The organism is Rhizobium brockwellii (assembly GCF_000769405.2).
Taxonomy (GTDB): Bacteria; Pseudomonadota; Alphaproteobacteria; order Rhizobiales; family Rhizobiaceae; genus Rhizobium; species Rhizobium brockwellii.
The window spans coordinates 2714495-2734663 of sequence record NZ_CP053439.1 but is presented as its reverse complement, the minus strand read 5'-3'; the positions used below and the strand labels follow the sequence as shown (position 1 = coordinate 2734663).

The window sequence follows — 20169 nt, the reverse complement described above, 5'->3', positions numbered from 1 at the left end:
CCCGACGATATTAGGTTGAAAGTCGCCGTTGCCTTCTTTCGAATCGCCAAAAAGTTGAATATCTCCGGTCTAGTAATCCGTGATGGAAGCAAACGGCTAAATTACTACGAGCGCTACGGGTCAAATAAAGCCCGCGCGACAATCGTTTATTGAGGGACCATACTCGCATGCCAATTCAAGTAAGGCGTATCCGATCCGTTTTCGCGCTTTCGGCGGTTCTTTTAACTGCGGCGAGCATTCTTCAGGGATGCCCATCTTTAGAGCGGCAGAAACGGGGCGACGAATGGAAAACCCGGACATTTAGACCAAGTGAATTACATGGCGGTTCGAGCAACGGGAGCTCGTCGAGCAGTTCTGATGGCGGGCACAGCCAACCTCACGATGGCGCCACCTCAAGCCCACCGGGCGGGATCTAAGCGCCGCTGAAAAACGCGTCGAGGCGACTTGTTCGCCGGCGTGCCTTGCCTTGTGGCTCGGATAGCCATTGCTTTGGCTTAGCCGGCTTATTCGTTCTCCGAACATTGCCAGCGGATGACGCGGCAGTTGCCGGTTTGCTTTCTGCAGCTGCGGATTGCCTGGCGCTGGGCCTCACGGTTGTCGTAACCCCAGCCGGAGCCCCAGCCGCCGCGATGGCCGACGGCCACCGCGCCGCAAGCATTGCGGAACCAGATGGCGATCCGGCAGTCATTGGCGCTGCTGTCGCAATTGCGCCGGGCAACGGTTTCGGCGTCGCCGCGATTGTCATGGGCATAGGACCAGCCGAGAGCGCCTGTTGATGGCGAATAGGCGATGGCACCATAGCTGTCGGCAAGTGCCGGGCCGGCGCCGGCGAGGACAGTCAGAATCGCAAGCGATGCAGAAATCCGTTTCATGAAATGCCACCGCGCCGGAACTGGTGAATGTCGTCTGGGACGAATTATTCGGGGCTTGCGGGAGAATGTCAGCGGCCTAGGTCACAGGCAATCGCGTCCGGGGCTGCAAGAGGGGTGTTTGTCCGCATATTTCTTGGCCCCGCCATCTTTTCCTGCGGCTTCTGCTGGTTAAGGTACTCCCCGCAACCGGATCCTTCCCATGTCGCTTCGCCTCGCCACCTTCAATGTCGAAAATCTCCTGACCCGTTTCGATTTCACCGGTTTCCGCAACCAGCTGCGCCAGGACCGGGTCATCAAGCTTTTCCAGGTGTCGAGCGAGGGCGTCTACCAGCAGCTCGAGCAGGCCCGCGTGATCGCGGCGACCGACGACACCAGGCAGATGACGGCGCTCGCAATCGCCGACGCGGATGCCGATATCCTCTGCCTGCAGGAAATCGACAACATGGCTGCCCTTCAGGCCTTCGAATACGGCTATCTCTTCCGGATGGTCGGAAATGGTTACCGGCAGAAATACCTGGTCGAAGGCAACGACAGCCGCGGCATCGATGTTGCCGTCCTGATGCGTGAGGAAACGCGCGACGGCCAGAAGATCGAGCTCAGGGACATCAAAAGCCATGCGATGACGACCTATCGCGATCTCGATCTCTTCGACGAGGAGCTGGCACTCACCAACCGCATCGACGACAAGATCTTCAAGCGCGATTGCCTGGAGCTCGATCTTCTGATCGGCGGCCGGCCTTTTTCGCTCTACGTCGTGCATTTCAAGTCCATGGGCAATCCGCGCGACGGGCTGGACGGGCGGCAATCGACCATGCCGATCCGCCGCGCCGAGGCGCGCGCCGTGCGCCGCATCATCGAGGATCGCTTCGGGGCGGATCAGGCCGGCACGAAGAGCTTCGCTATCTGTGGCGACATGAACGATTATCAGGAGCGCGTCGATGTCATCGGCCGCCGGGGCGCCGGCTATCGTTTCGAACATCAGGATGAGGCCGAAAGCGCACTCGACGTGTTCAGCCGCGATGGCTTTGCCGAAAATGTGGTGCGCCGCCGCACGGCTCTCGACCGCTGGACGCTCTATCACGCGCGCGGGCCGCAGGAGCAGTGGCTTTGCCAACTCGATTATCTCTGGCTCTCGCCAGCACTCGCCGCCCACAATGTCGGCCGCCTGCCGGAAATCATCCGCAGTGGCCAGCCTTACCGCACTATCTTCCCGCCGGGGCAGGAGGTGGAGCGTTATCCGCGCACCGGCTGGGACAGGCCGAAGGCGTCCGATCACTGCCCCGTCGTCATGACACTGGATCTCCCATGAATGCGAATTTGAACGCGAATTTCACCAACAGCCATTTTTCCGATGATTTCACCGGCTGGCCGCCGGAGGCCACGGTCTTCCCCATTGCCGGCGTGGATCTGCGCATCCTGTCCGGTCCCCATCCTTTGGTCGCCGCCGAGGAAGCAGCGATCCGTGAGAACTGGGCGCGGGAGACTGCCGCCAATCCGGCGCTGTTCGACGGGCGCATGGTGTTTCAGCAACGGCTCTCCCTCAGTGAAAACGGTATTGCGGGCGAGGGCCACGTCATTCCCTTTTCCGCCTTCATGTGGTGGCGCCGACAGCCGCAGCGTCAGGGCGGCGTTCACATCTTCGCCTATCCCGTGCTCGAAACCTCGGACGGCGCGCTGGTGGCGATCCGTATGGGCGCCCATACCGCCAATCCCGGCCAGGTCTATTTCGCCGCCGGCTCGCTGGAACCGGAGGATATCGTCGACGGGCGTTGCGACATCGAGGCGAACATGCGCCGCGAGGTCCATGAGGAGACCGGATTGGATCTTGGCCGTTCGGTGGCGGGGCAAGGACTCTTCGCCAGTTATTCCAACCGAACGGTGACGCTGTTGCGGCTCTTCCGCTTCGATATGACGGCGGACGAGATGGTCGAACGGATCGAGAGCCACATGCTCGTCGCCGAGGACAAGGAGATCGCGGGTGCGGCGGCAATCCGCTCGGCCGATCACGCGGCGCATCCCTATAATATCGCCATGCTGCCCGTGATCGACTGGTATTTCGGCAAGGCCGAGCGGCGTTGATGTATGCCGCCTAAAACCATGTAGCGTTTTGGGATAACGACATGCATCACGTAAAGATCGAAAGCGAGTCATGTGAATCCGGTTGACGTGACGCGTTTTATCGCCTTGCACTCGCTCGCCCGGTCGGGCAGGTTGGCGGCCGCGATGACGATTCAAGGAGGCCGATGTGGCGCGAAGCTACAGCGTCTATGACGTGTTCACCGATCGAAAGCTTGCCGGCAACCCGCTGGCGGTGATCTTCGACGGAGACAATCTCAGCGACGAGGCAATGCAGGCGATCACCCGGGAGATCAATCTTTCGGAGACGGTCTTCGTGCAGCCTTCGACCAACCCCGCCTATGCGGCGCGTCTGAGGATATTCACGCCCGGGCGCGAGCTGCCGTTTGCCGGCCATCCCACGGTCGGCACCGCGGTGGCGCTGGCCGAACGGGCGCACGGTGCTGCGACGCGCGATCTCGTCACGGTGCTGGAGGAAAATGTCGGGCCGGTGCGTTGCGCGGTGCGGCTGAGAGAGGGCGAGGCGAGCTTTGCCGAATTTGACCTGCCGCGCAAATCGCAGCCGGCCATCATGCCGCTCGACAAGCTCGGCATCGCCGATGCGCTATCGCTGAAGGTCACCGAGATCGGTTTCGAAAATCACGTCCCGTCGGTCTGGAGCGCCGGCGTTCCCTTCCTGCTCATTCCGGTGCACGATGTCGGAGCCACGCAACGGGTGGAATTCGATCCGCAGCTCTGGGAAAAGATTGTGCCTTTCGTCGATGGCGCGCTTGCCTCGGCCTATGTCTATTGCCGTGGCGGCGTCAACCACGTGGCAAAGTTCCATGCGCGCATGTTCGCAAGCGGCATGGGTATCGTCGAAGATCCGGCCACCGGTTCGGCGGCAGCCGCGCTCTCCGGCGCGATCCACCATTTCGACCGGCTGACGGACGGGCATCATCCGATCATGATCGAGCAGGGGGTCGAGATGGGCCGGCCGTCCTTCATCCACCTGCATATCGATGTCGACGGCGGGACGATCTCCAACGCGCGGATCGGTGGCCAGGCTGTGCGGCTGGCCAGCGGCACGCTCGACCTTTGATTTGATCAGAGCGTTGCGCGTCCGACAGGACGCGCTAAGAACGATCTATCACTTTGAATCCGCGCATAATCCTTTCCGAAAATCGATTCCGACTTTCGGGATCGTGCGTTGCATTTCAGCCATGCCGAAAAATCTTCGCGATTAACCAAAGAAATTTTGCCTATGTGCTGGACAAGCCTGCCGATCCTGTTTATACGCCCCGTCACACCGCGCAGCCAAGCGCGGACGGGTGATTAGCTCAGTTGGTAGAGCAGCTGACTCTTAATCAGCGGGTCGTAGGTTCGAGCCCTACATCACCCACCAAATTTCTTGAAAAGATTGATGTATTTGAGCTCGGGCCGGATTTTCCGGCCTGCTGGAAACTGTTCTCGAAGCGAGCGGCACGGTTCGCGCTGTCCGCAGGACTGGCCGCGTCGATCCGCACGCCCTATCTCCCTCTCGCATATCGGGAGGGGTCTATGAGAAGCGTTATTTTTGTCGTTGCATTGTCTCTGCCGTTGCCTGCCATTGCCGCAGGCGTCGTGAACGTCAAAGCGAGCGAGCATAGTTGCAGCGAGCTGACGCAGATGATCCGCCAGAACAAAAAGGTCTTTGTCCGCGTCGGTTTCGGCGGCCGCAGTTTCCGTTATCCGCCCGCCCAATGCAGCATGGGCGATAAGCGCACCACGACCAGTTTGCGCGATGCAGGTGGAAAGCAGTGCATCCTTGATTATGCCTGCGTTTTCGACCCCGCGTCGCCCTATAACTTTCCCTAGACGCTTCCGTTGAGAGAGGAAGGAGCGGGAATTGCGGGCGGCGGTCAACTTCAGACGGCGCCAACCGAGGCTGCCTCAATCGCTGCCGCTCAGTTTCATGCCTGCGAGCCAGAGAGCTGCTACGATGAAAAACGACAGCGCTGCCATCACTGCGATCGGCGCTGCGTATTCCTGGAAGGAATGCGAGGCGTTTATTCTAAGGACGTAAATAGTCGCAACCGAAAGTTTTGTAGCAATCAACAGGACCACGGTCGCGTTTTTGGCGTAACGCCTCATTTTCGGCCAATCGAAGCTTCCGGCGGGCGACGTATCAACCTTCCGTGCTGGAACGGCCCTCGTCCGCTCCGGCTCTGCCAATGCAAGGTGTCTGTGCCCAAACGTCGGTTTCATGGCCGGCAGCGTAGACCAAATATCTTAATGGATCGGGATGTAGCGATGCCCTCGCCGGGGCAGCAGCGAAGGCGTGTCCCGCCACCTGGGCCTTGCTGCCTTCAAAGAGCTCGTGCCTTAGCTGACTTCTCAAGGGTGCCCGGAAGAAAAGGCACGGCTGTGCTCACGCGTACAATTCGGAGGGTTTCCGGACTGGCGGCATCGGGTGCGATGCCCTACCTTCGCTCTCTCACATTCAGGAGTTTCCATGAAAAGCGTTGTTCTGGCCCTCGCACTGTTGTTTCCATCCGTAGCCCTCGCCGTCGAGGCGGCGGAGGTCAATGCCCGGGATCACAGTTGCGAGGAGCTAGCGCAGATCATCCGCAAGGATAAGGCGGTTTTTGTGCGCATGGGCTTTGGCGGCCGCAGCTTCCGTTATCCGCCGGCCAGGTGCAATCTCGGCGACAAATACGACACCGCAAGGGTAAGGGATGCCAATGGCAAGCTCTGCCTTCTCGATTACGAATGCGTGTACGATCCGCAGTCCTTCTATAACAGGATCCCGAAATAATATCCCGATCCAGGCGTTGCCAAATATGGTCAAGAAAAAAGGCCGGGCGAAACTCGCACCGACCTTCCTCGATCAGTCTCGATAACGGCTGCCAGTACCTCCGTGGTCAGCCGTCAGAGACAGATATGATGCCCCTTAAGTAGGGTTTGATTAAAATTCTTCAAGATCTCGCGGCAGAAAGGAAGCCGGCACTGGGCCGGCTTCTTTCGGCCGAACAGTGGTTACTGCTGGGCAGGGGCAGCCGGCGGAGTGGCCGGTGCTGGTGCCGGTGCGGGCGTTGCGCTGTTGTCGGTCGGAGCGATCGGCTTGGCCGGCGCCGGCTCGGATTGGGTCGTGGAGGCTGTCGTGTCCGGGGATGTGCCGGGGGTGCTCCACTGCGAATAGGCGAACGCAGCGACAGCGATCACGGCCAATGCAGCGACCCAGACAACCCACGTATTACCACTGCGCGCGCTCGGCGTGGTGCGCAGGTCGAGATTTGGGTTTAGCGGGCGGTTCGGGTCGTTGGCATTATTGGGGTCGTACGTCATGGTACTTTCTCCTCTTTCGGTGACAGAAGAATGCCGAAGTGGACATTTTGTTCCATTCTGGGCCGAAGCGCTTGTGCTGATTGGGTTTTCGTACTCACTTTTCTCGCTTTACTGGCGCTCCGCGCATTCGCGGCTTTGCCGCTCACCCTCATCTGCTTGCGGGCGACCGGCAGAGACCCGGTGGTAGAGCTGCCGGCTGATCGGGTGTGGTGAATGGCGGCAGGCGGCCGCTGCGGACGGCAAGCCGCCATGGTGCAAGCGCTTGACACGACGGGGTATGTTTGCGCATGGTTTGGCCATGGGGTCGCGATCACCCCACGAGGCGTCATGCTGAAGAATCGCGTCCAGTTAAACCGATTAACGGAGGGACGCGTCATGCCGTCATTTCTCGAAATTTCTCCCGACAAGCTCAACCGCCTCATCGGAACCCCCGGTGCGCCTCGTATTATCGACGTTCGCACCGAGGAGGACTTCGCGCTCGATCCGCGGCTGGTGCCGGGTTCGATCCGGCGAGCCCATGCCGAGGTCGGGTCCTGGGTGGGCAGCGTTGATGCCGGTTCCGTCGTCGTGGTCTGCCAGAAAGGCAGCAAGCTCAGCCATGGCGTCGCCGCCTACCTGCGCCATGCTGGGATCGACGCCGAGAGCCTCGAAGGCGGCTTCGAAGCCTGGATCACAGGTGGACTGGCGGTGCCCGAGGAAAAGCTTCCGCGCCGCGACGCGGAGGGGCGTACCGTCTGGGTGACGCGGGCACGGCCGAAGATCGACCGCATCGCCTGTCCCTGGCTGATCCGGCGCTTCGTCGATCCGAGCGCCGTATTCCTGTTCGTGTCGGCGCCCGAGGTTTTAGCCGTCGGCGAGCGCTTCGGGGCGGTGCCCTTCGATATCGATGACGTGTTCTGGAGCCATCGCGAAGACCTCTGCACCTTTGATGTCATGGTTGAGGAGTTCGGGCTGGCATCGGAACCGCTGCTGCGCCTGGCGCAGATCGTCAGGGCGGCGGATACCGCCAGGCTCGACCTCGCGCCTGAGGCGGCGGGCCTGTTGGCCGCCTCGCTCGGCCTCTCCAGGATGTATTCCGACGATCTGGAGCAGCTCGAGGCCGGGATGCTTCTCTACGATGCCTTCTTCCGCTGGTGCCGCGATGCGACCGAGGAAACCCACAATTGGCCCGCGGCGAAGAAGAGGGCATGAGATGGTCGAGATGACGGATAATGCGCCCGGCGGCAAAACGGCGAAGGAAGACGCGGGAGAGGGGCATCATCGCGGCGTCTCGTTTGGCGAGGCCTTCAGGGTGTGGCTGCGCGTCGCCGCGCTGAGTTTCGGCGGCCCCGCCGGCCAGATCGCCGTCATGCACCGGATCATCGTCGACGAGAAGCGATGGATCGGCGAGCACCGTTTTCTGCATGCGCTGAACTATTGCATGCTGCTTCCCGGACCCGAGGCGCAGCAGCTCGCCATCTATATCGGCTGGCTGATGCATCGGACAGTGGGCGGCCTCGTCGCTGGCTTGCTGTTCGTGTTGCCGGGCTTCCTGTCGATCCTCTGTCTCAGCTATATCTACGCGGCTTACGGCAATGTCGGCATCGTCGCGGGTCTCTTCTTTGGGCTGAAGGCGGCGGTGCTTGCCGTCGTCGTGCAGGCCGTCATCCGCATCGGCGGCCGCGCGCTCAAGAATCGTGTCATGATCGGTATCGCAGCCGCGGCCTTCATCGCCATCTTCTTTCTCCATGTGCCGTTCCCGCTGATCGTGCTCGCTGCCGGCATTGCGGGATTCCTCGGCGGCAGGTTCGGGCTTGCCGCCTTCCAGACGGATGGCGGCCATAAGGCCGGAAGCGGGCCGGTGCTGTCGGATGCCGAGTCAGTGCTCGGCGAGGGCATACCGGCGCATGCGCGCCCGAATCTCGCCTGGTCGCTGCGCATCTCGGCCGTGCTGATCGCCCTTTGGCTCGCTCCGCTCGCGGCGCTTTACGCAACCTTCGGTGCCGACAACGTCTTTACCGAGATCGGCCTGTTCTTCAGCAAGATGGCGGTCGTCACCTTCGGCGGGGCCTATGCCGTGCTTGCCTATGTCGCGCAGGAGGCCGTGCAGCATTTTGGCTGGCTGAAACCCGGGGAGATGCTGGATGGCCTCGGCATGGCCGAGACGACGCCGGGGCCGCTGATCATGGTCGTCCAGTTCGTCGGCTTCATGGGCGCCTACCGCGATCCGGGAGCGCTGAACCCGATGCTTGCTGCAACGCTTGCGGCGATCCTGACGAGCTGGGTCACGTTCGTGCCCTGTTTCCTGTGGATCTTCCTCGGCGCGCCGTTCATCGAAAAACTGCGCGGCAACATTGCGCTCGCCGGTACGATGTCGGCCATAACAGCGGCGGTGGTCGGGGTCATTCTCAACCTCGCTATCTGGTTTGCCCTGCACACGCTGTTTGCCGAGGTTGCGACCGTCCACCTTGGCCGCTTGCGGCTCGATATCCCCGTGCTGCAATCGGCCGTGCCGGCGGCAATGGCGCTGTCTGCCGCCGCCGCGATAGCGATCTTCCGCTTCAAGACTTCCGTCATCGCGACGCTGCTAGCCTGCGCAGCCGCAGGGATGGTCTGGATGCTGGCGGTGAATTAGGCTTCTGCGCCATCCGCGGGAATGCGCGTCGCGAGCATCTTGTCGATGCGCATGCCGTCCATATCGAGCACTTCGAAGCGCCAGTTGTCGAAGACGAAGGTTTCGCCGGCTTCGGGGATGTGCTGGAGCTGATGCAGCGCGAAGCCCGCCAGCGTATGGAAATCGGCATCCGGACGATCGCGCAGGCCCAGCCGTTCGAAGGCGTCGAAGGCCGGCATCATCGCATCGATCAGGAGCGACCCGTCTTCCCTGACGACGATGTCGGGCTCTTCGTTGGATCCCGGCAGGTCGCCGGCGATGGCTTCGAGCAGGTCGGTCTGGGTGACGATGCCTTCGAGGCTGCCATATTCGTCGATGACGATGGCGAGGCGAACGGGTGAGGCCTTGAAACTGTCGAGCACGCGGACGACCGAGGTGCCCTCATGCAGCACCAGCGGCTGCTTGATCACCTCCATCGGCCGGACCTTTCCGCCGTCGAGAACCTGGTCGAGAAGGTCCTTCTTCAACACCATGCCGATCGGCTCGTCGATCGAGCCGCGGGCGACCAGCAATTGTTCGTGGCTGCATTCGCGGATGGTCTTCAGGATCTCGGCCTCGCTGTCGTCGGCGTCGAACCATTCGATGTCGAGACGCGGGGTCATGATGTCGGAGATCGGTCTGTCGCCGATGTTGAAAACCCGCTCGACGAGCTGCTGCTGCACCTGGTTGAGAAGGCCGGCCTCCTGGCTCTCGGCAACCAGCAGCTTGAGCTCCTGCGGCGAATGGAACGAAGATTCGCCTGTTCCGGCGCGAAGACCCACACCCCGCAGCACGAGGTTGCCCATGCCGTTCAGGACAAAGATCGCCGGCTTGAACAGCACCAGAAACAGACCGAGCGGGCGCACCACGGCAAGCGAAGTGGCCTCGCTGCGCTGAAGCGCCAGGCTCTTCGGCGCGAGTTCGCCGAGCACGATATGAAGTGCGGTGATGATGACGAAGGCGATGACGACGGCAACAGTATGGGCGCCCGCCGTCGCCCATTGCCCGGGCAGCCAGGACAGCAGCGGCTCGATCAAGTGCGCAAGCGCCGGTTCGCCGACCCAACCAAGGGCGAGCGACGAGATGGTGATGCCGAGCTGGGTGGCTGCAAGGTTGGAGTCGAGGTTGTCGACGGCGCGCTGAAGTGCCGAGGCGTTCATGCGGCCTGCCGCGGCAAGTTCGGCGACGCGGCTACGCCTGACCGACACCAGGGCGAATTCGGCGGCAACGAAGAAGCCATTGGCGGCGACGAGAAGAAACACGGCTAGTATCCCAACATAGTCGGAGAGCCCGCCGGCGGAATCGGACATGTTTTCCCTGCCTTCGAATTGATGGGAATCCGAAACTACACGCTCGCACACCGGTGGCAAGGCGTTCCGGTTAGTCCTGGGCTGAGAGATGCCGAAGCCGGGCTGCCGTAATCGAAATACTGCGACGGGGTTGCGATGCTGGCGGCAAGGTTCGTGGCAAACCGCATGACCGGGATCATGCGTGCGGTTCACCGATGCGAAGCGTAAAACGCGTGGTGAACCGCATGATCGAGGTCGCTCCATTCACCTCTTAGGCGCTTCGAAGAGCTCGATCGGGTTTCCGGCCGGATCATCGAGCAGGATCTGCTTGCCGCCGATGCCCTGAACGATCTCGTTGCGGAAGCGCGCACCGGCTTGGCGCAGTGCGGTGACTTTCGCCTCCAAGTCTCCGACCTCGATCTGGATACGATTCCATCCGCCGGGCTCCGGCTTTCGCCCGTCGGGCATTGCTTGAGCTGCTCCGCCCGGTCCCGTCATGCCACTGACGAACAGACGAAAACCGTCCCTTGTCAGGATGGCGAAACTCGGTGCGGGACGAAGCGCGACGGAGAAGCCGAGATGTCTCGTGTAGAATTCCACCGCGGCGTCGACGTCGTCGACGATGTAGCGCATGCTGATACCGGGCATGTTTTCCTCCATTGTGGTCGTCGTTGTCTTGATCTGATCGTCCCCTCACGGGACATGTAGAATTCTCCTGTTCCCGAGGTGCGTCGCTTCGAAACTCGATTATGCGCCCGTTTCAAATTTTTATGCATCTCTTGGCGCGCTGAGCACCTTTGGGCGAGACTAGATCGAATAGAGAGGATGCCGCCTGCTGCCAGCAGCGGGACAACCTCCACGGCCGCGCCTTCCAGGCGATGAGCAGCAGAGGCCGAAGGGCTTCAGAAGACGAAGCCAATTGGCCGCACCAAACCCTCGAGCGCTGAGTATGAGTTTAATCTAAAGTACAAACTTCGACCCGTAGCTATTGGATTCCATTACAAAAGTTTAATTTTTATTTCAGTTTCGGTTCATCTTTTCGGCCCTAGTTTGGTCACGTGCCCAACATGAGGACCCCCACATGAAAAAGATTTTTGCAGCTCTTCTTTCCGCCTCCTTCCTTCTTTCCCCGATGGTTGTTTCCCAGGCCAGCGCCGACGATCATCGCCGTCCCCACGTCGTCGTGCAGAAGAAGGTGGTCGTCCGGTCGCATTGGAAGAAGGGATACCGCGTCAACGCCAGCGAACGTCGCCGGTTCTCCGATGTCAACGACTACCGCCGCTACCGGCTGGCGCCTCCGCCCCGCGGTTATCGCTGGGTGCGGGCCGATAACGACTACCTGCTGATCGGCGTCACCAGCGGTATCATCTCCAGCATTATTGCCGGCCGTTGATCGGTCGATAAATGAGGAAAGGCGGCTTCGGCCGCCTTTTTGACTCTGTGAGGGCGCGTAGCAGTTTCGCATCCTTCCTCCTCTCCTTCCTTGCTCTGACGAGCACAGGAATGAAGGAGAGGAGGAAGAGCTGGCGGCGGTTATGACCCGCTTTAGGGTTGCCTGCGTGAAGGCATGACCCGTTCGGCAATGATTCCGAGAAAACCTCTTGGTCTTCCGACTTCAGCTTCGGTGTCCTGCCCGTGCGTCAGCGGATGAAGCCCTTCGATCGGCGGTAGCGGCTCGCATTCGGTGCAGACGCAGAGATAGCGTTTGATTGCCTTCGCCTTCATGCCGCCTGCCTGGCCCAGCTGGCGAAAGGATCGGGCAGGTCGCGCCAGCGCTCGGGCGCGAAGGTATCTGTCCTGACAAGACAGGCGTCGAGTTCTTTCCTGATCCAGGCTTCGTCCATCGGATCGGCGCCGATGAAGACGATTTCCTGGCGGCGGTCGCCCCAGACGGGATCGAGATAGGGGCCGATGGCGCGCATGAAGGCCGGTTCTTCAGGCCATTGTTCGCGCGGCACTGCCGCCCACCAGAGGCCCATCTTGCCGGTGCGCAAGATCGCGCCCGCCTGGCTGATTTCGCCGACATGGTGCGGGCGCGTCGCCAGCCAGAAGAAGCCCTTGGCGCGCACGACGCCCGGCCATGGGCTGTCGAGGAAGGCCTGCAGCTTTGCCGGATGGAAGGGCCGCTTCGCGCGATAGACGAAGGAGCGGATGCCGTATTCCTCGGTCTCCGGCACGTGGTCGCGGAAGCCGCGCAGCTCCTTGTACCAGAGCGGATGGGTCTCGGCCTTGTCGATATCGAAGCGGCCAGTGCCAAGCACGTCTTTCAGGGCGACCTTGCCGAAATCCACCTCGATCAGCCGTGCATCCGGGTTGAGGCCGGTGACGATCTTGCGCGCGGCGTCGCGCTCCTCCTTGGCTGCTGTGTCGATCTTGTTCAGCACCACGACATCGGCGAACTCGATCTGCTCGACCAGCAGGTCGACGATGGTTCTGTTGTCGCCGTCGCCTGCCGTTTCACCGCGGTCGGCGAGGAAATCGGCCGAGGCATAATCGGCAAGCAGATTGGCGGCGTCGACGACGGTCACCATGGTGTCGAGCCTTGCGACGTCGGAAAGGCTTTGGCCATTCTCGTCGCGAAATTCGAAGGTGGTGGCGACGGGCAGGGGCTCGGCGATGCCGGTCGATTCGATCAAGAGGTAATCAAAGCGGCCCTGATCGGCGAGCTGGCGAACCTCCTTCAAGAGGTCGTCGCGGAGCGTGCAGCAGATGCAGCCATTGGTCATTTCGACGAGCTGCTCCTCGGTGCGGGAGAGGTTGGCGCCACCGTCGCGCACCAGGGCGGCATCGATATTCACCTCGCTCATATCGTTGACGATAACCGCGACACGCAAACCCTCGCGATTGGTCAGCACATGGTTGAGCAGTGTCGTCTTGCCGGCGCCAAGGAAGCCTGAAAGTACCGTGACGGGAAGTCTATTATCCATGGGACCCTCATAAGATCGTTGTGAATGTTATATCATTACATTTAACGTGCCGAAAAAAGGCGGAACGGGGTTGTCCGCCTCTTTCCGCCTCAGCTCTCCGGAGCGTCGCGTGTCCGGCAGGACGCGCGGAGCGGCGCAAGAGTGTCATGCGCTGGAGAGGCAGTCCTTCATGCTGTTGGCGATGCCGCGCATGAGGTTGAAGTAGAGATCGGGACCGGCCTTCAGTGTTGCCGCTTCTGGATCGAGCACGCCTGACTTGGCGCGCGTGCCTTCGATGACCACATTGACGAGGCGCGGCTGGAACTGCGGTTCGGCAAAGACGCAGGTGGCGCCGAGTTCACCGACCTTGCGGTGGATTTCCGAAACACGCTCGGCGCCGGGAATGGTTTCCGGGCTGACGGTGATCGAGCCGGCGACGCGGATGCCGTAGCGGTGCTCGAAATACTGGTAGGCATCGTGGAAGACGATGAAGGGCTTGCCCTTGACGGGAGCGACGATGCCCTTGATCTCGGTATCGAGCTTATCCAGCCTGTCGTCCAGCGCCTTGGCGTTGCCCTGATAGGTCAGTGCATTGGCAGGATCGGCGGCGACCAGTGTCGTGGTGATCATCGCCGCCATGGCCTTGGCATTCATCGGGTCGAGCCAGAGATGCGTGTCGAAGGCGCCGTGGTCACTATCGTGCCCGGGATCAGCATCATGTGCGGCGTCAGCCTCATCATGCTGACCGGAAGCACTGTCGTGCTCGTCGCCGTCGTCATGCGGCTCAAAGGCGCCGCCTTCGCGAAAGGGCAGTTTGACGAGACCGGGGGCATTGTCGAGTTCGGCGATGCTGGCATCCCGACCCAGCGCCTGCAGCGGCTTTTCGAGAAAGGCCTCGAGGCCGGGGCCGACCCAGAAGATCACCTTGGCCTCCTGCAAGGCGCGGGCATTCGACGGCTTCAGATTGTAGGTATGTGGGGAGGCGGCGCCATCGACGATCAATTCAGGTTCGCCGACACCCTGCATGATCGCCGACACCAGCGAATGGATCGGTTTGATCGAGGTGACGACGACAGGCGCGTCGGCTGCTCGCATAGTGCCGGCGAAGAGAAGGGCGGGGATCGCCAGGACCGGGATTGCGAGGGCCGGCATTCTGAGGGCCAGGACTTTAAGGGCAGGCCCCAAGGCACGTTTCATCAATATGCTTCCCCTTGAATTGCAATTGTTATGTTATTACATCAATTGCGTTATGCTATAACGTGTGCAATAGCAGGACGCAACAGCACTTTCGGAAAATTTGATGCTCTCTCCCGCAAAGACCCCCGCTGGTATCAGGGCCGAACCGCTGGTTTCGCTTGAAAATGTCGGCGTTCTGCGCAATGGCCGCTGGCTGGTGCGCGGCGTTGATTTTTCCGTTTCGCGCGGCGAGATCGTCACGCTGATCGGGCCGAACGGCTCGGGCAAGTCGACGAGCGCCAAGGCAGCGATCGGCGTGTTGAAGCCCGACGAGGGCAGGGTAGAGCGCAAGGCTGGCCTCAAGGTCGGTTATGTCCCGCAGAAGCTCACGATCGACTGGACGCTACCGCTTTCGGTGCGCCGGCTGATGACGCTGACCGGACCGCTGCCGGAGCGCGATATGCTCTCGGCGCTCGAATCCGCCGGTATCGCCCATATGCTCGATGCCGAGGTCCAGCATCTTTCCGGCGGGGAGTTCCAGCGGGCGCTAATGGCTCGGGCGATAGCCCGCAAGCCCGATCTGCTGGTCCTCGATGAGCCGGTGCAGGGGGTCGATTTTTCCGGGGAGATCGCCCTCTACGACCTCATCAAGTCGATCCGCAATGCGACGGGCTGCGGCATCCTGCTGATCTCGCACGATCTCCACGTCGTCATGGCCGAGACCGACACGGTCATCTGCCTTAACGGCCATGTCTGCTGCCGCGGCACGCCCGAGTCCGTCAGCCGCAGCCCGGAATATGTGCGCCTGTTCGGCAGTCGGGCGGCGCAGACGCTGGCCGTCTACAGCCATCACCACGATCATACGCACCTGCCGGACGGCCGGGTGCAACATGCCGATGGCACGGTGACCGATCATTGCCACCCCGACGACGGCCATCACGCGCATGAGCATGGGCATCCCGGTCACGAACATCCTGACCATGCCCATCCGCACGCGCATGAAGCGGGAGAGCGCCATGCTTGACGACTTCTTCGTGCGCGCCATTCTTGCCGGCGTTGGTCTGGCGCTGACGACAGGGCCGCTCGGCTGCTTCATCATCTGGCGGCGCATGGCCTATTTCGGCGATACGATCGCCCATTCGGCGCTGCTCGGCGTCGCACTGTCGCTGCTCTTCGAACTCAACCTGACGCTGGCTGTCTTTGCCGTTGCCGCGCTCGTGTCGGTGCTGCTGCTCTTCCTGCAAAAGCGCCAGGCGCTGTCGGCCGATGCGCTGCTCGGCATTCTCTCGCATGCGACACTGGCGATCGGCCTCGTCATGGTCGCCTTCATGAGCTGGGTGAGGATCGATCTCATCGCCTTCCTGTTCGGCGATATCCTTGCCGTTTCCACGACCGACATCGCGCTGATCTGGGGCGGCGGGCTGTTCGTGCTTCTGGCAATGGCCTGGCTCTGGCGGCCGCTCCTGGCCGCGACCGTCAATGCCGAGCTCGCCGAGGCCGAGGGGCTGAAGCCGGAGCGGGCGCGGCTGTTCTTCACGCTGCTGATGGCCGTGGTCATCGCCATTGCCATGAAGATCGTCGGCATCATGCTGATTACCTCGCTGCTGATCATTCCGGCGGCTGCGGCGCGGCGCTTCTCGCCGACGCCGGAGATCATGGCGGTGCTCGCCTCGCTGATCGGGGCGGTCGCCGTCGTCGGCGGTCTGTTCGGCTCGCTCACCTATGACACGCCCTCCGGCCCCTCGATCGTGGTCGCGGCGCTGATCCTCTTCATTCTCAGCCTGCTTCCCGTCAGGCGCCACCGCGCGGTCATGCAAGGACAAGGCTCATGACGACACCGCAATTGACCAAGAACCAGTCGCTGGTCTTCGACGTGCTCGAAAAGGCCGAAGGGCCGCTCAGCGCCTACACCATCCTTGACAAGCTGCGCGACCACGGTTTTCGCGCGCCGCTGCAGGTCTACCGGGCGCTGGAGAAGTTGCTCGAATATGGCGTCGTCCACCGGCTCGAAAGCATCAACTCCTTCGTCGCCTGCGCCCATCCGGGCGACGACTGCCACAGCCACGGCATCGTCGCCTTCGCTATTTGCGAAAGCTGCGGCCAGGTGACCGAGTTCCACGACCACGACGTCGACCACCGACTGATGGAATGGGTGCGCGGGCAGAAGTTCAAGCCCGAGAAAACGACGATCGAGATCCGCGGTCTATGTGAGGCTTGCGCGGCGTAAGTTCCGCAGGTGTTCGCTGGACGATCGCCTCGCGCTCACCGAAAGGCGTGTCGTCATCGAATTTGCGGGTGTCCATCCAATCGTGGGCATGATTTGCCGCGGAAGGCTCGATGGCCAAGTACATTATTGCCTGACGGGCTATTGTGATGGCCGAGCCCGCCGGGCCATCCCGCTGGGCTCGCTCCTGGGTCTGGCCTTCCCGACAGCACTTCCAAAAAAGGTGAGGCCGGAGACCGGCCTCACCTTTCACGTTTTTTCGCTGATCGGCTTAGCCTTCGTGCGAACCGTCGTTGCCACCCTTGCCGGGACCGTCGTTGCCACCCTTGCCGGGACCGTCATTGCCACCCTTGCCGGGACCGTCATTGCCACCCTTGCCGGGACCGTCATTTCCGCCCTTGCCTGGACCGTCATTTCCGCCCTTGCCCGGACCGTCGTTGCCGCCCTTGCCGGGACCGTCATTTCCGCCCTTGCCAGGGCCATCATTGCCGCCCTTGCCGGGACCGTCATTTCCGCCCTTGCCCGGACCGTCATTGCCACCCTTGCCAGGGCCGTCATTGCCGCCCTTGCCGGGACCGTCATTTCCGCCCTTGCCCGGACCGTCGTTGCCGCCCTTGCCGGGACCGTCATTGCCACCCTTGCCAGGGCCGTCATTGCCGCCCTTACCAGGACCATCATTGCCGCCCTTGCCGGGACCGTCATTTCCGCCCTTGCCCGGACCGTCATTGCCACCCTTGCCAGGGCCGTCATTTCCGCCCTTGCCCGGACCGTCGTTGCCGCCCTTGCCGGGACCGTCGTTTCCGCCCTTACCTGGGCCGTCATTGCCACCCTTGCCGTGACCGTGATCTTTTCCACCCTTGTCGTGGTCGTGATGATCGCGGTCCTTGCCGCCGTGATGGTCTTTTCCACCGTGGCCCGGACCGTCCTTGCCGTGCCCGTGATCTTTCCCGCCCTTGCCGCCGTGATGACCATGGCCCTTGCCGCCGTGATCATCCTTTCCGCCATTGTCGCCGTCGCCATCGCCGTTACCATCATCGCCACCATTCCCATTGCTGGCGACGGAGCCGGTGCTGGATGTCTTCTTGCCGCCGCCAATGTCCTGGCTGCCGCGATCGTTATCGTTCGGACTGAACTTGCTATCGGCCCGAATTGCTTTAGTCGGCATGCATAGTCTGTATTCGAGTGTGCCGCGAACTGCGGCCTTGCAATTAACGACTGCCGGGGCTGCCGTTGCCAAGCTGCTGCTTGCCAGAAGGGAAGCAACGGCGATGCTGAATTTCGCTGCTCTGCTGATCATTTCAATCGTCTCCCAAGGTTAACTAAATGTTAACTGAGAGAACTCTTACACTAACGATCGATTAACACGAAGAATAGATGATGGTTAATCTGTTTCATTCGTCTAATACAGTTAAAATCACAAGTATAAAATTTTACTAAATTTTTATTTGGCCTATGTTATCGTCTCGCAACAATTAAAAGGAATCGGCTATGAAGCGCGTCTTTTCGCTCGCTGCCTTTTTATTCATTCTTCTGCATTTTCAAGCTGTTGCGGGATCATCGCTTCCTGTGACGCGAAGCATCGGCGCACCCGTGGGATTCGCCGCAGCCTGCGCCAAGTACAAGTGGCTGTGCGGCAGGATGGCGGCGCAACAGCTGACCGATCAGGCAGGAATAGCGCTTCTTCAAAAGGTCAATCGTGCCGTAAATGGACGTATCATTCCCGCGGAAGATCGCCCGTCTTCCCGAAATAAGGATGTTTGGTCTCTGCCGGTTGCCGGCCGTGGCGACTGTGAGGACTACGCTCTCCAGAAGATGAAGGACCTGATCGAAGCTGGTTTCCCATCGAACAGGTTGGCGCTTTCCGTGGTGATTGGACCGCAGGATCAAAACCATGTCGTTCTGATTGCCCGGACGAACGGCGGCGATTACGTGCTCGACAATCTGACCAGCACCGTCAGGCTCTGGCGCACGACGGGCTATACGTTTCTGGCCACTCAGGATTTCCAATCGCGAACGGGCTGGCGCGTGACGCTTGCTGGTCCCCGTGCAGGCGAGTTCTCCTGAACTGAAAGTCTCGAGGCGGCGCGCTCGCCACTGGCAAGTGCAGATCCCGGCGCCATCTTTGTCGCAGAACCCAAGCCAGGGACGATCGCGTGACGAAAACCGGACTCGCGGAGATATACCGCGGCTACATCGCCTGCCTGAACAGGCAGGACTGGCCCAATCTCGGGCAGTTCGTCGGCGACGACGCCGTTCATAACGGCCGGCGGCTCGGGCTGTCGGGTTACGTCGCCATGCTCGAGCGGGACTTCGATGAGATTCCCGATCTCTATTTCAAGGTGCTGATGCTCCTTTGCGATCCGCCATACATCGCCTGCCGGCTCGGCTTCGATTGCAGGCCGAAGGCAAAATTCCTCGGCCTCGATGTGAACGGCAGGCGCCTTTCCTTCACCGAGAACGTCATCTACGAATTTCGCGGCGGCAAGATCGTCGAAGTCTGGTCGGTGATCGATAAGGCGTCGATCGAGTCTCAGCTTGCGGGCTCGAATTGATCGCGCAGACGGTTTCCGGTCTGCGTTTCGATCAGATGATGGCGACGCGTTCGCCGAAGGGCGTATCGTCGTCGAAATTGCGGGTGCCGATCCGATCGCTCTCGCCTGACAAAACCGGCTGTTCCGCATGTTCGACGGCCTCGTCCCTGTCGTCCGATGCCGCATGCCCGTGCCTCTTCTGGGGGTGCTCCTCGTTTTCGACGATCAGATCGGCGTGCGGGATGAGAACGCTTGCGGCTTCCTTCTCCGCGGCGTTCTTCGCTGCCAAGTGATCGGCGGTGATCTGCGACTGGCGGGCGGCGACCCAGGCGTTGTCTGGTTCGGAGTCGATCGAGGTGCTGGTGCCGACCTTGGTGGGTTCGGACGCGGCGGTGGCGGAGATGGGGTGGATCGCGTCGACCATGAAACTCTCCTGCGGTGACCAACTGGCGAAACAGCCGGCCGTTTCGTGGGATGAAAAACGGCGCGTTCTGCGGACCAATCAGGGAGACATATCGAGCTCGCGCCGAAAAACACAAGGGGACATCGACATGACTGCCACCTCGGACAATGACGAAATCGGTAGCAGGTAGCGGGAAATTCGACGAAGAATTGTGTGCACAAGGGGTGACCGGCGCGTGGTTAATGTAAGAATCGGAAACACTTTGTGACTAAGTGTCTCCAAAAGCAGCGTTTTTTGACTTGCTGCGCGCGAAGACATGACGGATATTGTTTAAACGTTGAGGAAGCCGTCATGATTAGAATGATTGAAAACCCTGCCGAACTGGCTGGCGAAGATATCACCGGCAAATATATTCTCCGGAGGCTGAACTATCACTGGTTCGCCTACGGCAAGGCGGCTATCGTGACCGCCTGCAAGGGAACGATCCTGCAGCTTGAGCGGGAAGAGACGGTTTATTCCGAGCGTTGGGGACGTCGCGCCTATACGGGCACCGGCAGACGCTATCCCGGCGGTATCTGTCCGATTTCTGCGGTCGCCTGCGTTTGCGATACGCCCGACGACGTCAATGCCGTCATTCAATTGGACGTCGAAGCGCAGGACGAATTCTATCAACTGATCGCCAAGGCGGAAGCCAGGGTTCAGGCACTTGCCTCATCTTCACGAAATAGCCTGTTTCTCGAAGCCGCCGAGTAAC

The 20169-nt window shown here is 61.1% G+C and carries 24 protein-coding genes and 1 tRNA gene; 16 read left to right on the top strand and 9 right to left on the bottom strand.

Features of this window, described 5'->3' with window-relative positions:
* Nucleotides 1–503 precede the first annotated feature (503 nt).
* A complete protein-coding gene (locus RLCC275e_RS13700) occupies nt 504–872 on the bottom strand; it encodes a DUF4189 domain-containing protein (RefSeq protein WP_033180867.1) in 369 nt (122 codons plus the stop codon).
* A 199-nt stretch (nt 873–1071) separates the two neighbouring features.
* On the opposite strand from RLCC275e_RS13700, the gene RLCC275e_RS13695 reads away from it, so the two are divergent.
* The 5 genes from RLCC275e_RS13695 to RLCC275e_RS13675 all read left to right on the top strand — a co-directional run bounded on the left by RLCC275e_RS13695 (nt 1072) and on the right by RLCC275e_RS13675 (nt 4784).
* A complete protein-coding gene (locus RLCC275e_RS13695) occupies nt 1072–2181 on the top strand; it encodes an endonuclease/exonuclease/phosphatase family protein (protein ID WP_018446467.1) in 1110 nt (369 codons plus the stop codon).
* Nucleotides 2178–2951 carry an NUDIX hydrolase gene (locus tag RLCC275e_RS13690; protein ID WP_033180866.1) on the top strand — a complete coding sequence of 258 codons (774 nt, stop codon included), beginning with the start codon at nt 2178–2180 and terminating at the stop codon, nt 2949–2951. The genes RLCC275e_RS13695 and RLCC275e_RS13690 overlap by 4 nt, the downstream gene beginning before the upstream one ends.
* Before the next feature lie 166 nt (nt 2952–3117).
* Entirely contained in the window at nt 3118–4029 is a 912-nt protein-coding gene (locus RLCC275e_RS13685) for a PhzF family phenazine biosynthesis protein (RefSeq protein WP_033180865.1), read from the top strand.
* Nucleotides 4030–4256: 227 nt separating this feature from the next.
* Nucleotides 4257–4332, top strand: a tRNA-Lys gene (locus RLCC275e_RS13680).
* Between the two features lie 155 nt (nt 4333–4487).
* Nucleotides 4488–4784, top strand: a complete 297-nt coding sequence (locus tag RLCC275e_RS13675) for a hypothetical protein (protein ID WP_033180864.1) — start codon at nt 4488–4490, stop codon at nt 4782–4784.
* Between the two features lie 75 nt (nt 4785–4859).
* Here the strand turns inward: RLCC275e_RS13675 and RLCC275e_RS13670 are convergent, their stop codons facing one another.
* A complete protein-coding gene (locus RLCC275e_RS13670) occupies nt 4860–5174 on the bottom strand; it encodes a hypothetical protein (RefSeq protein ID WP_245485034.1) in 315 nt (104 codons plus the stop codon).
* A gap of 247 nt (nt 5175–5421) precedes the next feature.
* Here RLCC275e_RS13670 and RLCC275e_RS13665 point away from each other — a divergent pair, with 247 nt between their 5' ends.
* Entirely contained in the window at nt 5422–5724 is a 303-nt protein-coding gene (locus RLCC275e_RS13665) for a hypothetical protein (protein WP_033180862.1), read from the top strand.
* Nucleotides 5725–5945: 221 nt separating this feature from the next.
* Here the strand turns inward: RLCC275e_RS13665 and RLCC275e_RS13660 are convergent, their stop codons facing one another.
* On the bottom strand, nt 5946–6254 hold the full coding sequence (locus RLCC275e_RS13660) for a hypothetical protein (RefSeq protein WP_003560779.1): 309 nt from the start codon (nt 6252–6254) through the stop codon (nt 5946–5948).
* Between the two features lie 375 nt (nt 6255–6629).
* On the opposite strand from RLCC275e_RS13660, the gene RLCC275e_RS13655 reads away from it, so the two are divergent.
* The gene (locus RLCC275e_RS13655) at nt 6630–7445 is read left to right on the top strand and encodes a chromate resistance protein ChrB domain-containing protein (protein ID WP_130707785.1); all 816 of its coding nucleotides are present in this window, start codon (nt 6630–6632) and stop codon (nt 7443–7445) included.
* A gap of 1 nt (nt 7446) precedes the next feature.
* Nucleotides 7447–8868 carry a chromate efflux transporter gene (gene chrA, locus RLCC275e_RS13650; protein WP_033181028.1) on the top strand — a complete coding sequence of 474 codons (1422 nt, stop codon included), beginning with the start codon at nt 7447–7449 and terminating at the stop codon, nt 8866–8868.
* Here the strand turns inward: chrA and RLCC275e_RS13645 are convergent.
* Both RLCC275e_RS13645 and RLCC275e_RS13640 read right to left on the bottom strand, forming a co-directional pair.
* Nucleotides 8865–10196 (bottom strand): hemolysin family protein, encoded by a 1332-nt coding sequence (locus RLCC275e_RS13645; RefSeq protein WP_033180861.1) that lies wholly within the window; start codon nt 10194–10196, stop codon nt 8865–8867. The genes chrA and RLCC275e_RS13645 overlap by 4 nt on opposite strands.
* Nucleotides 10197–10439: 243 nt before the next feature.
* Nucleotides 10440–10823: a VOC family protein gene (locus RLCC275e_RS13640; RefSeq protein ID WP_033180860.1), complete on the bottom strand. Its 384-nt coding sequence runs from the start codon at nt 10821–10823 to the stop codon at nt 10440–10442.
* A 433-nt stretch (nt 10824–11256) separates the two neighbouring features.
* Between RLCC275e_RS13640 and RLCC275e_RS13635 the strand changes: the two genes are divergently transcribed.
* The gene (locus RLCC275e_RS13635) at nt 11257–11568 is read left to right on the top strand and encodes an RcnB family protein (RefSeq protein WP_003560769.1); all 312 of its coding nucleotides are present in this window, start codon (nt 11257–11259) and stop codon (nt 11566–11568) included.
* A gap of 152 nt (nt 11569–11720) precedes the next feature.
* Here the strand turns inward: RLCC275e_RS13635 and RLCC275e_RS34260 are convergent, their stop codons facing one another.
* The 3 genes from RLCC275e_RS34260 to RLCC275e_RS13625 form a co-directional block, all read right to left on the bottom strand.
* Nucleotides 11721–11900, bottom strand: coding sequence for a hypothetical protein (locus tag RLCC275e_RS34260; protein WP_033180859.1), 180 nt, complete (start codon nt 11898–11900; stop codon nt 11721–11723).
* On the bottom strand, nt 11897–13102 hold the full coding sequence (zigA, locus tag RLCC275e_RS13630) for a zinc metallochaperone GTPase ZigA (protein ID WP_033180858.1): 1206 nt from the start codon (nt 13100–13102) through the stop codon (nt 11897–11899). The genes RLCC275e_RS34260 and zigA overlap by 4 nt, the downstream gene beginning before the upstream one ends.
* A gap of 144 nt (nt 13103–13246) precedes the next feature.
* Nucleotides 13247–14278, bottom strand: coding sequence for a zinc ABC transporter substrate-binding protein (locus RLCC275e_RS13625; protein ID WP_033180857.1), 1032 nt, complete (start codon nt 14276–14278; stop codon nt 13247–13249).
* A 103-nt stretch (nt 14279–14381) separates the two neighbouring features.
* On the opposite strand from RLCC275e_RS13625, the gene znuC reads away from it, so the two are divergent.
* From znuC to RLCC275e_RS13595, 6 genes are all read left to right on the top strand, one after another.
* Nucleotides 14382–15281, top strand: a complete 900-nt coding sequence (znuC, locus tag RLCC275e_RS13620; RefSeq protein ID WP_033180856.1) for a zinc ABC transporter ATP-binding protein ZnuC — start codon at nt 14382–14384, stop codon at nt 15279–15281.
* Nucleotides 15274–16089: an iron chelate uptake ABC transporter family permease subunit gene (locus tag RLCC275e_RS13615; protein ID WP_033180855.1), complete on the top strand. Its 816-nt coding sequence runs from the start codon at nt 15274–15276 to the stop codon at nt 16087–16089. Before znuC ends, RLCC275e_RS13615 begins: the two co-directional genes overlap by 8 nt.
* On the top strand, nt 16086–16484 hold the full coding sequence (locus RLCC275e_RS13610) for a Fur family transcriptional regulator (protein WP_033180854.1): 399 nt from the start codon (nt 16086–16088) through the stop codon (nt 16482–16484). The genes RLCC275e_RS13615 and RLCC275e_RS13610 overlap by 4 nt, the downstream gene beginning before the upstream one ends.
* A 277-nt stretch (nt 16485–16761) precedes the next feature.
* Nucleotides 16762–17652 (top strand): hypothetical protein, encoded by an 891-nt coding sequence (locus tag RLCC275e_RS13605; protein ID WP_171816913.1) that lies wholly within the window; start codon nt 16762–16764, stop codon nt 17650–17652.
* A 317-nt stretch (nt 17653–17969) separates the two neighbouring features.
* Nucleotides 17970–18545: a transglutaminase-like cysteine peptidase gene (locus RLCC275e_RS13600; RefSeq protein WP_033180852.1), complete on the top strand. Its 576-nt coding sequence runs from the start codon at nt 17970–17972 to the stop codon at nt 18543–18545.
* 89 nt (nt 18546–18634) lie between these two features.
* On the top strand, nt 18635–19033 hold the full coding sequence (locus tag RLCC275e_RS13595) for an ester cyclase (protein WP_033180851.1): 399 nt from the start codon (nt 18635–18637) through the stop codon (nt 19031–19033).
* A 31-nt stretch (nt 19034–19064) separates the two neighbouring features.
* On the opposite strand, the gene RLCC275e_RS13590 is transcribed toward RLCC275e_RS13595, so the two are convergent.
* On the bottom strand, nt 19065–19436 hold the full coding sequence (locus tag RLCC275e_RS13590) for a hypothetical protein (protein ID WP_033180850.1): 372 nt from the start codon (nt 19434–19436) through the stop codon (nt 19065–19067).
* Between the two features lie 330 nt (nt 19437–19766).
* Between RLCC275e_RS13590 and RLCC275e_RS13585 the strand changes: the two genes are divergently transcribed.
* A complete protein-coding gene (locus tag RLCC275e_RS13585) occupies nt 19767–20168 on the top strand; it encodes a hypothetical protein (RefSeq protein ID WP_003560747.1) in 402 nt (133 codons plus the stop codon).
* The last annotated feature ends 1 nt before the right edge of the window (nt 20169 follow it).